The 13,936-nt window shown below is 45.1% G+C and carries 11 protein-coding genes and 1 other annotated feature; of the genes, 2 read left to right on the top strand and 9 right to left on the bottom strand.

What is annotated here, in order from left to right; all coding sequences use genetic code 11:
• Positions 1–31: 31 nt before the first annotated feature.
• Genes thrC through thrA form a run of 3 tightly spaced genes read right to left on the bottom strand, consistent with a single transcriptional unit; the run spans position 32 to position 4,752 of the window.
• Complete coding sequence (gene thrC / locus FC652_RS10090; RefSeq protein WP_176298463.1) at positions 32–1,321, bottom strand: threonine synthase; 1,290 nt, start codon at positions 1,319–1,321, stop codon at positions 32–34.
• On the bottom strand, positions 1,318–2,274 hold the full coding sequence (gene thrB, locus FC652_RS10085; RefSeq protein WP_176298497.1) for a homoserine kinase: 957 nt from the start codon (positions 2,272–2,274) through the stop codon (positions 1,318–1,320). The genes thrC and thrB overlap by 4 nt, the downstream gene beginning before the upstream one ends.
• Before the next feature lie 18 nt (positions 2,275–2,292).
• The gene (gene thrA / locus FC652_RS10080; RefSeq protein ID WP_176298462.1) at positions 2,293–4,752 is read right to left on the bottom strand and encodes a bifunctional aspartate kinase/homoserine dehydrogenase I; all 2,460 of its coding nucleotides are present in this window, start codon (positions 4,750–4,752) and stop codon (positions 2,293–2,295) included.
• A 30-nt stretch (positions 4,753–4,782) separates the two neighbouring features.
• Positions 4,783–4,904 (bottom strand) — a sequence feature (Thr leader region).
• A 318-nt stretch (positions 4,905–5,222) separates the two neighbouring features.
• On the opposite strand from thrA, the gene FC652_RS10075 reads away from it, so the two are divergent.
• The gene (locus FC652_RS10075; RefSeq protein ID WP_176298461.1) at positions 5,223–5,687 is read left to right on the top strand and encodes a ribonuclease regulator; all 465 of its coding nucleotides are present in this window, start codon (positions 5,223–5,225) and stop codon (positions 5,685–5,687) included.
• On the opposite strand, the gene FC652_RS10070 is transcribed toward FC652_RS10075, so the two are convergent.
• Complete coding sequence (locus tag FC652_RS10070) at positions 5,684–6,166, bottom strand: putative 4-hydroxy-4-methyl-2-oxoglutarate aldolase (RefSeq protein WP_176298460.1); 483 nt, start codon at positions 6,164–6,166, stop codon at positions 5,684–5,686. The genes FC652_RS10075 and FC652_RS10070 overlap by 4 nt on opposite strands.
• 48 nt (positions 6,167–6,214) lie before the next feature.
• On the bottom strand, positions 6,215–6,631 hold the full coding sequence (locus FC652_RS10065; RefSeq protein ID WP_176298459.1) for a DUF3293 domain-containing protein: 417 nt from the start codon (positions 6,629–6,631) through the stop codon (positions 6,215–6,217).
• Between the two features lie 362 nt (positions 6,632–6,993).
• Here FC652_RS10065 and arcA point away from each other — a divergent pair, with 362 nt between their 5' ends.
• Positions 6,994–7,710 (top strand): two-component system response regulator ArcA, encoded by a 717-nt coding sequence (arcA, locus tag FC652_RS10060; RefSeq protein ID WP_176298458.1) that lies wholly within the window; start codon positions 6,994–6,996, stop codon positions 7,708–7,710.
• Between the two features lie 68 nt (positions 7,711–7,778).
• Here the strand turns inward: arcA and FC652_RS10055 are convergent, their stop codons facing one another.
• The 4 genes from FC652_RS10055 to FC652_RS10040 form a co-directional block, all read right to left on the bottom strand.
• Positions 7,779–8,228, bottom strand: a complete 450-nt coding sequence (locus FC652_RS10055) for a hypothetical protein (RefSeq protein ID WP_176298457.1) — start codon at positions 8,226–8,228, stop codon at positions 7,779–7,781.
• Positions 8,229–8,232: 4 nt separating this feature from the next.
• Positions 8,233–10,581, bottom strand: coding sequence for an aerobic respiration two-component sensor histidine kinase ArcB (gene arcB, locus FC652_RS10050; protein ID WP_176298456.1), 2,349 nt, complete (start codon positions 10,579–10,581; stop codon positions 8,233–8,235).
• A gap of 134 nt (positions 10,582–10,715) precedes the next feature.
• A complete protein-coding gene (locus FC652_RS10045) occupies positions 10,716–12,512 on the bottom strand; it encodes a diguanylate cyclase (protein WP_176298455.1) in 1,797 nt (598 codons plus the stop codon).
• Between the two features lie 41 nt (positions 12,513–12,553).
• On the bottom strand, positions 12,554–13,510 hold the full coding sequence (locus tag FC652_RS10040) for a TIGR01212 family radical SAM protein (RefSeq protein ID WP_176298454.1): 957 nt from the start codon (positions 13,508–13,510) through the stop codon (positions 12,554–12,556).
• Between the last annotated feature and the right edge of the window lie 426 nt (positions 13,511–13,936).

Genomic DNA, 13,936 nt, shown 5'->3' with positions numbered 1-13,936 from the left:
GTGCTGTAGCTTTTCTTTCAGATAACAACCATTAAGCTACTGCTTGGACGCGACGAAGCACCACTTTTAATGCGTCAAAATCGGCATCTAGATCTTCCGAAAGCAGTTCCATCACGGCATGTTTTGCTAGTGGTGCTGGCAAATCGATGTCACTGCCAAGAATGTCATCGACCACTTCCTTAAACTTCGCCGGATGTGCGGTACAGAGGAACAAGCCAGTTTCACCTTCTTGTAGCTGCTGATCCAGCACACGATAGGCAATCGCACCATGTGGTTCACACAGGTAACCAAGTGAATAGAGATCTTTCACCGATTGCGCACTTTGCTCATCAGACACAGCACCTTTGCCCAAAGTTTCCAAACCCCACTCTTTCACACGGCACAACTCTTCAATTCGTGGCCAGTTATTAGGCTGACTCACGTCCATGGCATTTGAGGTCGTCGCGACAGTCGGTTTTGGATCCCATTTACCAGTTTCTAGGTAACGAGGCACAGTATCATTAGCATTCGTTGCAGCGATAAAGCGCTTAATCGGTAAACCCAGAGATTTCGCAAGCAAACCCGCAGTAAGGTTACCAAAGTTACCGCTTGGTACCGACACCACCAGATTCTCTCGCTCTTGCTTACTCATCTGCGCAGCTGCTTCAAAATAGTAGCAGATTTGCGCCATCAAACGGCTAATGTTGATGGAGTTTGCGGAGTTGAGACCAATCTGTTCACGCAGTTCTGCATCATCAAATGCTTGCTTCACCAGCGCCTGACACGCATCAAAGTCACCATTGATCGCTACCGTGTGAATATTTTTGCCTAATGTGCAGAACAGCTTTTCTTGCAATGGGCTGATTTTGCCTTTCGGATAAAGAATGACCACATTGATGTCTTCCATACCGTAAAAAGCGTGTGCAACCGCGGCTCCTGTATCACCCGATGTCGCCGTTAGAATAGTGATTTTCCCACCATCAGAAACCGCAGCCAACGACTGAGCCATAAAACGGCCACCGAAGTCTTTGAAGGCGAGTGTCGGTCCATGGAACAGTTCAAGCGCGTAGACTCCCTCTTTCACTTGTTTAATCGGTGCTGGGAATTGGAATGCAGCATCCACCATTGAGTTAACTTTGTCTTCTGCTAGCTCATCACCAATCAACGCAGAAAGAATCGCAGTGCTGCGCGAGATAAAATCTTGCGCAAGCAATGCATCGATATCGTCAAATTTCGGTAATTCTGCTGGGAAAAATAGCCCCTGATTACGGCCTAACCCTTGGCGCACGGCTTGGCCAAAGGAAACTTGTTCGTCATTTTCTTTTATGTTGTAAAGCTTCATAGCTCACTTCCTGTCACAATTGAGCCCTTTTTGTCTAAACGACAAATGTGGACGAATCCTTCTTCATTTTGTACGTAATTTTGTTCTAACCAGCGTGCTACACGTTGTGCAACATCTTGGTCTTTGCAAATACTAAACAGTGTCGGCCCACTGCCAGAAATGCCCGTTGCCAATGCGCCCGCAGAAGCGGCATATTTACGCGCATCGGCAAAACCGGGAAGCAGTTTCTCACGATAAGGCTCTGCGATCACGTCTTTGATCATCTTCGCGGCAAGCTCAGGCTGCCCTGAATGACAAGCGTGAATAAAGCCGGCCAAATGGCGGCCATGTGCGATCACATCTTGACGTCGGTATTGAGAAGGTAAGATCGCACGTGCTTCTGCCGTCGATACCTTAATGCCAGGGTAGGCCATCACCCAATACCAATCATCGAAGCACGGAACTTCTTGGCTAATAATACCGAGCTCTTCGAGCATCAATTGCAAACCACCTAAATAGCATGGTGCCACGTTGTCATAGTGCACTCCACCGGAGATTTGACCTTCCATTTCGCCCATCAGTGCGAGCAATTCCATTTCATCCAGAGGGCTGGCATGGAACTGATTGAGGGCATCTAACGCGGCAACAATAGAGCAAGCACTAGAGCCAAGTCCAGATCCAATCGGCATGTTCTTTTCTAATGTCATTTCAAGCGGCTTGAGCTCAACCCCTTTTTTATCGAGTTCGCGAGCGAATACTCGCCAGCAATCATAAACAATGTTTTCTTTCGGATCGCTTGGCAGCTTTGCGACAAAACTACCCGCCGTCTTTAACGAAAACGGCTCATTCCCCGCTTTCACCATGACTCTATCGCCAAGCAAAGTGCCATCAATGGGCGACACTGCCGCCCCTAATACATCAAAACCAACACTGACATTACCAATAGAAGCGGGAGCGTACACTACAACCGCCATATCGCTTGAACTCATCGATTAAACCCCTAATTTCCAGCCTAAAGTACGCATCACATCTGAGAACACGCCTGCCGCAGTCACTTGAGTACCGGCACCGTAACCTCTCAATACTAACGGGATCGGCTGATAGTAACGGCTGTAAAATGCTAACGCATTTTCACCATCTTTAATTTTGAACATCGGATCATTTTCATCTACCGCAGCGATCGAGACTTTGCACTTACCATCGATGATTTCACCGACATAACGCAGTACCTTGCCTTCTTCGGCCGCTTGCGCAGAAAGTTGCTTGAAGTACGCATCGGCTTCCGGTAGTCGAGCCATAAATTCATCGACACTGCCTGAATCATCAAAACTTGGGGGCAAGGCTTGATCCACTTCGACATCTTCCAGCTCTAATGCCATGCCCGCTTCACGCGCCAAGATCAACAGTTTACGCGCCACATCCATTCCGGACAGATCATCACGAGGATCCGGCTCTGTAAACCCATTTTGTTTGGCGATATTTGTCGCTTCACTCAAGGTCATTCCCTCATCTAATTTACCAAAGATGAAAGAAAGTGAACCAGAGAGAATGCCGCTGAATCGCTCCAACTCGTCTCCGGCAGAAATCAGGTTTTGCAAGTTCTCGATCACAGGCAAGCCTGCACCAACCGTGGTCTCATACATCAACTTACGACGAGAGCTACGCGCGACTTCACGCAATTGATGGTAGTAAGCCATGCTGGCTGTGTTGGCTTTTTTGTTTGGTGTAACGACGTGGAAACCTGCCGATAGGAACTCTGTATACTGATTGGCAATGACGTCACTGGACGTACAATCCACCAACACGGGGTTGATGATGTGATTACGCTGAACTGTCGCAATCAAACTCGCTAGACTAAACGCTTCAGATGCATTGGCCATACGATCACGCCAATGTTCAAGCGGTAGACCATTGCTGTCGAGCAGTAAACCTTTGCTGTTGGCTAACCCACACACACGAATCACAATGCCTTTGTCTGCCAACTTAGCTTGTTGACGGTGAATCTGATCCACCAGCTCACCACCAACGCCACCGACGCCAACTACGAACACATCAAGATAGTGTTTTGAGTTAAACAAGTTCTCGTGACACGCTTTGATCGCTTGCGAGATTTTATCTTCTGGAATCACCGCAGAGATAGCACGCTCTGAAGAGCCCTGTGCGATCGCAATGACGTTCACACTGACTTCCGCCAGTGACGCGAAGAACTGTGATGCAACGCCTTTAGAGGTACGCATGCCGTCACCCACCAACGTAATGATGGAAACGTTAGTTAAGAATTCTACCGGTTCAAGTAGGCCATCTTTGAGTTCTAGTTCAAAAGCATCTGAGAGCGCCTGTTCAGCTAAAGGTCTGTCGGCTGCTTCAATACAGAAGCTGATGCTGTACTCAGAAGAAGACTGAGTAATCAAAACAATCGATACACCCGAAGCAGACATCGCACCAAATACACGGCTAGCCATGCCCACCATGCCTTTCATACCTGGACCAGAAACGTTAACCATGGTGAGATTGTTTAGCGTGGTAATACCTTTTATCGCCAACTTATCTTCACCAGTGTCCTGACCAATTAAGGTACCAGCCCCTTGAGGGTTGAAACTGTTTTTAATCAAGCATGGGATGTGAAACTGTGCAATGGGTGCAATGGTTTTTGGATGTAAGACCGATGCACCAAAATAAGAGAGCTCCATCGCTTCTTGATAACTCAGAGACTTCAGCAGTCGTGCATCTTCAACCAAACGCGGATCACAGTTGTACACCCCATCCACATCCGTCCAGATCTCACAACAATCGGCGCGCAAACACGCAGCCAACACCGCGGCAGAATAATCCGAACCATTGCGGCCTAGCGTCACTAGCTCTCCTTTTTTATTCCCAGCGGTAAAACCAGGCATAATATGGACATGACCTGCAGGAAGCGGGCGATTACGGAAATTTTGCGTTGAGACATCAACATCCACCATACCTTCAAGATGATCACCATGGGCTAGCAAATACTCAACAGGATCAATCAGATTGACCAAGTGCCCTTTCGCTTCCAACACCGCTTTCATCAATTGAATAGAAACTCGTTCACCTTTACTGATGATGCGAGCATTGACGTTGTCAGGGCACATGCCAAGCAGACCAATGCCATGGACAAATTGGCGCAACTGCGAAAGCGAGTCTGTCACTTGTTTTAAATACGCCTCGCCATTAAGGCTCGGGAGTTGCACCTTGATATCGTTGAACAACTGGAGAAAAGCCTCATTGAGCTCTTCTACCTGTCTTTCTGCTTCGCCATTCTTAAGCGCGGATTCAATCACCGCGACCAGTTTATTGGTTGTTTTCCCTGGCGCCGACAACACTACAGAAACCTCTTCCTGTTTTGCATTATTGGCAACGATATCTGCCGCTCTTAAAAAGCGATCTGCATCGGCTAACGATGAGCCACCAAACTTTAATACTCGCATCCCTTCCTCCCGGACTATTTTTAACCTGTATAAAAAAAGGCCTGCATCTTGTTGGATACAGGCCTTTTTTTGAAATTTGTTTTTCGCTCAGCAGCCCGCCCCAACATATGTGATGTCGGTAATAATAATGGTTGTGGTCATTACTAGTTGGCTGTTAAGGGTCATAAATGTTGTCTGTTTGCTGTTGTCTGTTTGCTTGTATCTACGTTTACCGTAGTTCTAAGCAGTTCGTCAACAAAAAGTTACGTTTTTTTTATCGCGAGGGTTATGCATATGCGCACATTTTAGGATCGTGTTCTCATTTTCAGGATCTTAAATCTCAGCATTTTGATCTTCTCAGCAAAATGGCTGTAGAAAACTCGCTAACCTAGATCTTCGACGGAAAAATTTTTCCCAACATGGGAGGAATTTTGTGCTTAACTTGAGAGTACAATAAAAAAATCCTCATAATAATCACAAGGAGTAGTGGTATGAAAACATGGCCTATCTTGCTGCTTTTCTTTGTGTTTTTTCAGGCATCTGCCAATAATCTGCCAGCACTCAATCCAACAAAAAGTTCGCCACACAAACTCTTCCTCACCAGTGAAAGCCAAGCAGAAGATAGCTTTGATGTTTGGAATATCGATGGTGGCTACGCCTATCAGTTGTTTGACTCGTTTGATCTCTATGTGGGAGCTCGTGTCAATAATTCTCAAAACACCAGTCAAAATGGCTTTCTAAGCGGGATCAGTTATCAAGTGACCGATAGAGTGATGGTAAAAAGTACCATTCGTTCATTTAAAAATACGGTGGAAAACAAGTCCGATCAAAATAGCAATTTTGCGGCGGAAGTCACCAGCCGAGTGAAAATCAATGAACAAATAGATCTACATGCCACTCTCGATTTCCAAGAGTGGCAACAGGGTATAGAGTTTGGTCTTGGCTTTCGTTTTTAAACTGGAAGCGCTTCTTTAGATATCAAAACGCCATTCCAATCCGCGTAAATATAGTCTCTGGGTTGAACCATCTGATTATGCATGGTTAACGTCACATTGACCTCGCCAGAGCCGCGCTTTTCTGTCTTGAACGGCGAGGTACCTAATGCTTGAATACCCAGTTCCATTTGCGACATTTGAGCCACGTCTCGGATTGCACCAAAAACAATAACCCCTTCCCAATCATTTTCAATAGCAAGAATCGCCAGTTGATCGCCGAGCAACGCTTTTTGACAAGAGCCATGTCCATCAACAACAAGTACTTTGCCTTTGCCATTTTCACTCAGAACATCTCGCACTTTGGAATTGTCGTGATAGCAACGAACAGTAACAATCTCACCACAAAACGCGGTTTTCTGCCCATAGTTCTGTAATGGCAGATTGAGTAATGTCACCTTACTCTCGTACTTATCACAGATATCTGGGGTTATGTCCTTCATAGATCCTCCTTGAGAAAAACTGTGCTACGCCTCATGGGTAGCCTCAAATCAAAAACCACCTTTAACTCGCAGATCAAACGATCCAATTGACTCTTTCCTTTGATCACTCAAACAAGACACTAAAAAAAGCTCCCCACGTTCAACAAAATAAATCGCATTTTGTTCAAACTCTCTTGCTAAGTTTAGTGCGTTGTTCAAATTTGTCTCGACTGCGAAACTTTCTTCACTCCAAGAGCAGGCTTGATCTGCAACTATTACAGAACAGAAATGAAGCCCATCTATTCTAGCTTTCATGCGTTGATTACTTATGCAATTTTCTGCTTTTGACCTCAAAACACTCGCGGGATTACAAGCAGTTATTATGGCGAAAGATTCAACCTCCCATTTATCACTAAAATGGAAAAAAGAGGTTGAATAAGCATGCCATAATGCCGCATCTACAGTTGGTTCACCATTATTTATCATAAGATTCCATTAATTAATATTTGTTACATTTCATCAATTGATATAAATCAACAAAGTGAATGGAATTAACATTTGAGCATTGTTAGCATGCTGTTAACATTATAGAATCCGCTCAAAAGCCTTGGGATGTTTACCTTTCAACATTGAACTAGTCATCTTGAAAGGTAAACAGCCCAGTAGAATAATCCAGTAGCAGTTGGATGCTGTATACATTTGGCGAGAACCCACGGAAGGCAGATAACTGAAAGATGTGTTTTTTTGATCACTTTGTTTTATTATCAAAAAATCATTACCTGTATGTTATGTTTTTGCCTAGAATTTATTCTATTCGTACAATTTTGTCACAAATTTAGGTACCGCCAATGCAAACCCCGCAGATTCTTATCGTTGAAGATGAGCAAGTAACTCGTAACACTCTTAAGAGTATTTTTGAAGCAGAGGGATATGCTGTATTTGAAGCCAGCAATGGTGATGAAATGCATCACATGCTGTCCGATAATAGTATTAATCTAGTGATCATGGATATCAACCTGCCTGGTAAGAACGGGCTTCTTTTGGCTCGTGAATTACGTGAACAAGCAGATGTAGCCCTGATGTTCCTCACGGGTCGCGACAACGAAGTCGACAAAATTCTTGGTTTGGAAATTGGTGCTGATGACTACATCACTAAGCCATTCAATCCACGTGAATTGACTATTCGCGCACGTAATCTTCTGAGCCGCTCAATGAGCAGCAGTGGCATTCCTGAAGAAAAGCGTTCTGTAGAGAAATACGAATTTAATGGTTGGGTACTGGATATTAATAGCCGCTCACTCATCAGCCCATCAGGCGACGGTTATAAACTACCACGATCTGAGTTTCGTGCCCTTCTGCACTTCTGCGAGAATCCAGGCAAAATTCAAACTCGTGCTGATCTGCTGAAGAAAATGACCGGTCGCGAACTTAAGCCACACGATCGTACAGTTGACGTGACCATTCGTCGTATTCGCAAACACTTTGAATCGGTATCTGGCACGCCAGAAATCATCGCGACCATTCACGGTGAAGGTTACCGTTTCTGTGGTGATTTAGACGCGTAAGTCATCTAAAAGAAAAGGTTGGCAATTAGCCAACCTTTTTTCCGCTGTTAGGTGTTCGTTTGTAAAGATTAATAAATCTTGTCAATGGCAACATCTCTCTCTACCAACCATTGTCGCTTTCCTGCATATTCAAACTCGACCAATAGATCGACGTGTTTATCCGTATCAAAATTTACCTGCCACACAAAAGCAATTTCCCACTTATTTTCACTGTGTGTTCTTAGCTCCAACACCTCACCATCAATTTTCCACTCCCGATCGCCCTGCTTAATCGTCAACTCAGTCACGATCAAACTGGCTGGCAGATCATTTTCAGACGAGAGGTAAAGTGCTCCATGCAAGTTATCTTGCTGTGACTCACCCAAGGTTGGCATTTGATTGATCCACAGGTTGCTTGCCAGTTGTATACGCGTGTCTGCAATGGTGATTTGATTATCCTGCTGCCAATTAGCAGGCGGCTCAGTAGCACATCCAGCTAACAAGATTAACGGTAGTAGTGCGATTAATCGTTTTTTCATGTCCTCACCTCTGCTCTAACCAACTCTTCAGTACTTGAATATCATTGTGATACTCATTCTTGATTTCCTCTACCCAATCAGCAATGTTTTCCCACCAAGCAGGCAGATCTGGCGACTGAGCTTTTTGTGCAACACTTTGAATTCGCTTCAATCCTATCGAACCTGCAGCCCCTTTTATTTTATGGGCCTCAGAAACAATGCTTGGTTGATCTTTTGCCATCATATTAGAGTCAAGAATTTCTATGTATGCAGGCATCATCTCTTCAAACATGCGGATGCTGTCCAACACAGGTTTCGCGCCGACAATATCAACATACGACTCCAACATCACCAGGTCTAAGATTTGATTTTCCAACACACCTGCGGCGGATAAACTCTCCACAGTTACCTGTGTTTCTGACTCTGACATCGTTTTTTCGCCCACAAGTATCAATTTTTCAATGACATCTTGAATGGCGTGCACCGAAAGTGGTTTGCTAATCGCCTCGTCCATACCATTATCAAAGTATTCACGCTTGTCTTTCAATACGTTAGCGGTTAGTGCGACTAAAGGGGGCAACTTTTTGTAGTGCTTACGGTAGTAAGCTGCGACATCAAAACCCGTCATATCGGGAAGTTGAATGTCCAGTAGTACTAAATCGTAACGACTAGGGTCAAAAGAGCGAATTGCTTCGTCTCCCGTCATGGCAACCGTCACTTTGTGGCCAAGGCTTTCGAGCAAAGAACGGGCAACAGTGACATTCAGTGCAATATCTTCCACCATGAAAATGCTCAAATTTACTTGCGCTTTTGGCGTGTCGTTTTGCGAAGGCGCAGACTCTATCACAGGAACGTGAATGGAGATCGTGAAAGTGCTACCAAAACCTTCTTCACTACTTACGGTAATGTCACCATCCATCATGTTGATCAACTGCCTTGAAACCGCCAAACCAATCCCGGTTCCAACGGCATGAAGGTTGTCTTTACCGGATTTGACTTGGTAATACATGGCAAAAATCTTATCCAGTTCTGCTTCCGGAATCCCGATTCCGGTGTCCTCCACTTCAATAATGATGGTGGCAAAATCGTCTTCAACTTCTGCACTGACCGTCATCACTACGCCACCTTCTTTGGTAAACTTCATCGCATTGCTGATTAAGTTCCAAATCACTTGGCGTAAACGCGTACCGTCGACTTCAATTGCTTTTGGCAGTTCACTCAGACGCTCCAAGTCAAATCGCAATCCTTTCTGCTCCGCCATCAACGCTGAAATACTTTCAATTTCTGCGACAAAATCTTCGAAGTTAAGCGGCGCGGGCAATAGCTCGAGTTTGCGACGATCAAACTTGTCCATATCTATGATGTCATTGAAAATGTTACCTAAGGTGATCGCGCTGACATTGATGGTTTGCATGTACTTGCGCTGCTCATCGGTCAAACGCGTATCAAGCAACATACGGCTTAAACCAACAATGCCGTTAAGTGGTGTTCTCAGCTCGTGACTGATGGTTGAAATGAACGTGGTTTTATCTCGGCTAGCTTTTTCGAGCGACTCTTCATGGCGTTTACGCTCCGTAATATCACGACCGAAACCCACCAACCCTAGATGACGACCATCTTTGCTATAAAATGGCACTTTTCGCAGCTCAAAGTAGTGTTTTCTTCCATCTGGATATTCCAGCCACTGCTCATAAGTTAACGCTCGATTATTAACAAACACCTGCTGATCGGTATCGACTATTTGCTGAGCAACTTCTTTACTGTAAACATCCCAAGGGCTTAAGCCGACCAATTGATGCTCTTTCTTGCCGGTCAACTCTTCCATTGCTCGGTTACAACCAGAAAACACCCCCTCGGCGTTACGGTAGTAAATCAAATCCGGAGAGGCATCAATAAACGAGCGCAATAACGCTGTACGCTCCGCAAGTTCCACTTGGGTCCTTTCCCGTTGAAACACCTCATTTTCCAAATCCTTCATCGCTTCTTCGCGGGCTTCTTCCGCACGAATACGCTCTTCAATTTCTTGATTTAACTGTTCGATGTTCTGCTGGAGCTGAAAATGTAACTCTTGGTCTCGAGATCTCATATCTTTGAGTTTGGATACTAACTTCGAAAGTCGCTGGCGAGATTCTTCCAATTGATCCACCACCACCGATAAGAAATACACTGCCCAAGGAGTGATCAATAGGCCAAAAAACACCGAGCGGACAATATCGATATCATCAACATTGCCTTGCAGAACAAGGGTGATACCAACTTGAACCACAACAGCCAAAGCGACCAGTGCTAAAGCGAGTAACATCGAAAAACGAACAATACCCAGCTTAACCAGCAAATCCACATAGTACTGGGCAAGATTTTTCATCGGTTTCATGTAATGCTCCAAAGGATGATTGGGTGGCCTGAGATGAGCTGAAATGAGGTAGGTTCAGGCGATAGACTTAGTGTAGCCTGTTTAGGCGGTAGGGGTAACCCGTTGAAATCACAACAAGCACAATAGTGAGGAGATCAATCGGGCTGTGATGTGATCTCAGTAGCGTAACGGCTTGACAAGTCACTCACTCGTAAAGATATCGGATGGACGCAAGTTCTATTTCGCCCGTCCGATTTGGCTTGATACAACGCACTGTCCGCTAGTGCAACGCCCATTTCAGGTAAATCTTCAGAAGAAGGAATGTAAGAAACAAGACCAATGCTAATGGTGACACATTCTGCAATTTTGGATCCAGTATGTGCAATCGCAATTTCTGCAATAAAAGTATGAATCTTTTCAGCGACTTTCAATGCGCCTTCCGAGGTGGTATTGGGAAGAAGAAAAGCGAACTCTTCGCCACCATAGCGAGCAACACAGTCAGATGAGCGACTGACCACTTTACTGAAGACTTGGGCCACTTTGAGCAAGGTTTCATCACCCGCTTGATGACCATATTTATCATTGAACTCTTTGAAGAAGTCGATATCGCACAGCATGATCGCTAACGGTAACTTTTCTCTTGCGTGGTGATACCACAAAGTGCTGAGTTGTTCGTCAAAACGACGGCGGTTAGACACCTGCGTTAAACTGTCCATAAAGCTCAGTTTTTCCAGCTCTAGGTTGGCGGCTTCCAATTTCTGCTCGGCAAGATAACGCTCCGAAATATCACGCGCCATGATCAACACACCATTGGTGTTTGAGACTGGGTCGCGAAATGGAGATTTCACCACATCATACCAAGCGTACTCACCATTGCTGTCTAGCACTTTATCGATATATCGCAACGACCTCCCCTCATGCAAGACTTCACTATCACTGTTGGAAAAACGCTGATACATCTCTTGAGGCACAACATCTTGCAATCTCTTACCAATCAAATCGGTGACCTCTGCAATACCGAGAGAACGAACGAAAGGCTTATTGCATGCCTGATACACTAAGTTTTCGTTGAAAATACCTATCGGATCAGGACTGGCTTCTAGAATGTTTTGTAAAATGGTATCCCGCTGAGCCAAGGCCACCTCAGTGTCTTTACGCCGCTCCATTTCATCACGTAATTTTTGCTGCATAGCATGCCAATCAGTCACATCATGGCTGATACTCAGTGTGCCGATGGTTTGGCCCGTCTTTGACATCAGTAAACTTTGGTTCACTTCCAGTAAACAACTGCGTCCGTGAGGATCCGTTGTCCAACGTCGTTCGCTTTGCCGTCCTTTCATTAAGTGGCTTTCTGGTACGATGGCTTCATCACGGCGCCCTTGCCAAAACTGCTCAAACGCTCGATTGGTTGCCACCGTTCGACCATCGCTGTCTTTTAAACAAATAAGCTCGCTGAGTGAGTCTAAAGCGGCTTTCGCGACAGAGTAAGCATCAAGGCCAACCATATTTCTTGGTCGATGGGGAGCCAAATGCAATTGAAGCAACCACGAAGGATGACCACGGTAACGGATTTTTCGGCCACTCACTTCCAATTCTAAATGGTCGTGTTCCGAAGCCTGCCAAAGGAGTGCGACATGGCTAAACTGCCTGCCCGATAGAGATTGCAAAGCATGCGCTAAACTTCTGCCCGCAAATGCAGCAGGAAAGAGATAGGTACGATGAAGACGGCGAACGCCAAGTTGCTGAATGGCAGCTGAGTTTGCGAGTAAAATATCTTGACCATTAATGTCTACCACTATTACGGGGGACATCACATCCAAAATCAAACTATCAAGCTCTCGTTGATAGCGAAGATGCAGTAGCCGAACCACAACATATCCGAACACCGCCATTAAAATAATCGCGCCGTAATGCTCTGCGAGGTGTGCTATCCATGCAAACTGCTTGTCCATTCTCACTCTTAGATGAATTGTTTGTGTGGCGACTATACCAACTATTGAGGGCGAATTCCGCTTTTTAATTGCGGTTTAGTATAGACAAAAGAATGGCCAAGCGCACTGCCCTGTCCGCCATGCTGAGCAAGGTATTGACCGATTTCAGTCATGGCTAACCAGCGATTTTCACACCATAAAGGCGATAGCAATGTCGGACGACGAGCGGCTGAAGAGACTCGGTGGAAAATCACCTCTGGCGGTGTTCGGCGGATCATTTCACAGGCAATCTCGACATATTGCTCCAACTCTGGTGCATCCAACTTACCCGCACGCCAAGCTTTGGCCATGGTGCTGCCTTCGACAATATGCAAACCATGTAACTTGATGCCATCCGTACCGACCTCAATCACTTTTTCTAAGGTGGCGAAGTTATCGTCTGGAGACTCTTTGGGTAACCCAACGATCAAATGCGTACATACTTTGATACCCAACGCACGGGCTCGCTGGGTGATCTCTGCGTAGCACTCAAAATCGTGTCCACGATTGATCCGCTTTAAGGTGTCATTGCTGGCCGTTTGCAGCCCCAACTCCAACCAAATTTCATAACCTTGCTGCACGTAATCCGAGAGCAAGTCTAACACCGCATCTGGCACACAATCTGGGCGAGTCCCGACACAAAGACCGACAATATCCGCGGCTTTCAACGCCTCTTCATACATGTTTTTCAGCACCTGCACTTCCGCATAGGTACTGGTGTAAGCTTGAAAATAGGCTAAGTACTTCTTCGCGCGATGCACTTCTCCCGCTCGCTCAGTCAATTGCTCTCGAATACTTTTGATTTGAGCTTGCTCATCAGCGAACGATGCCACATTACAGAAAGTACAACCACCACGGCCGATCGTGCCATCACGATTTGGACAGCTAAACCCTCCATGAAGCGTCAATTTATGCACTTTTTCTCCATATCGGCGCTGAAGATCCTGACCAATCGTATTCACTAGCTCATGTAATTGCATTGAAAACCACCAATTGTAAACCGCAATCAATCTCACTACGGTTTATGTAAATTAATTACATACCTGCAAGAAAAAACACAAAATTTTAGTGAATTCAAACGAAGCTTTTCATGGCAAAAATCAATAAACATGCACAAATCAAAGTAAAACAAGCCAATGTTGCATACTTGTTAAACAAAAGGTGCATTTTTAAACAAGAATTTTGCCTAACCATGGTTACTTTTCGTTGCATTCCTTAGTCACAAAATTGTAGGATACTTACACATAACCGTCATTTTTGTGAGCTTTATTACAAAATCAAATGCGGAATATGTCTGCGATAAGCCACTCCAACCTATATAAATCACTAAAAAGTGATCAATAAAACAGGCTTATCACCAAGGATTGTTTTTCCCACAAAATTTTTCCTGTGGGATACGGAAAGGA

It is taken from the genome of Vibrio sp. 05-20-BW147, from assembly GCF_013369385.1.
In the GTDB taxonomy this organism is placed as follows: domain Bacteria; phylum Pseudomonadota; class Gammaproteobacteria; order Enterobacterales; family Vibrionaceae; genus Vibrio; species Vibrio floridensis.
Note: the sequence above shows the minus strand (reverse complement) of the source record. Positions and strands in the feature narration are given on the sequence as shown.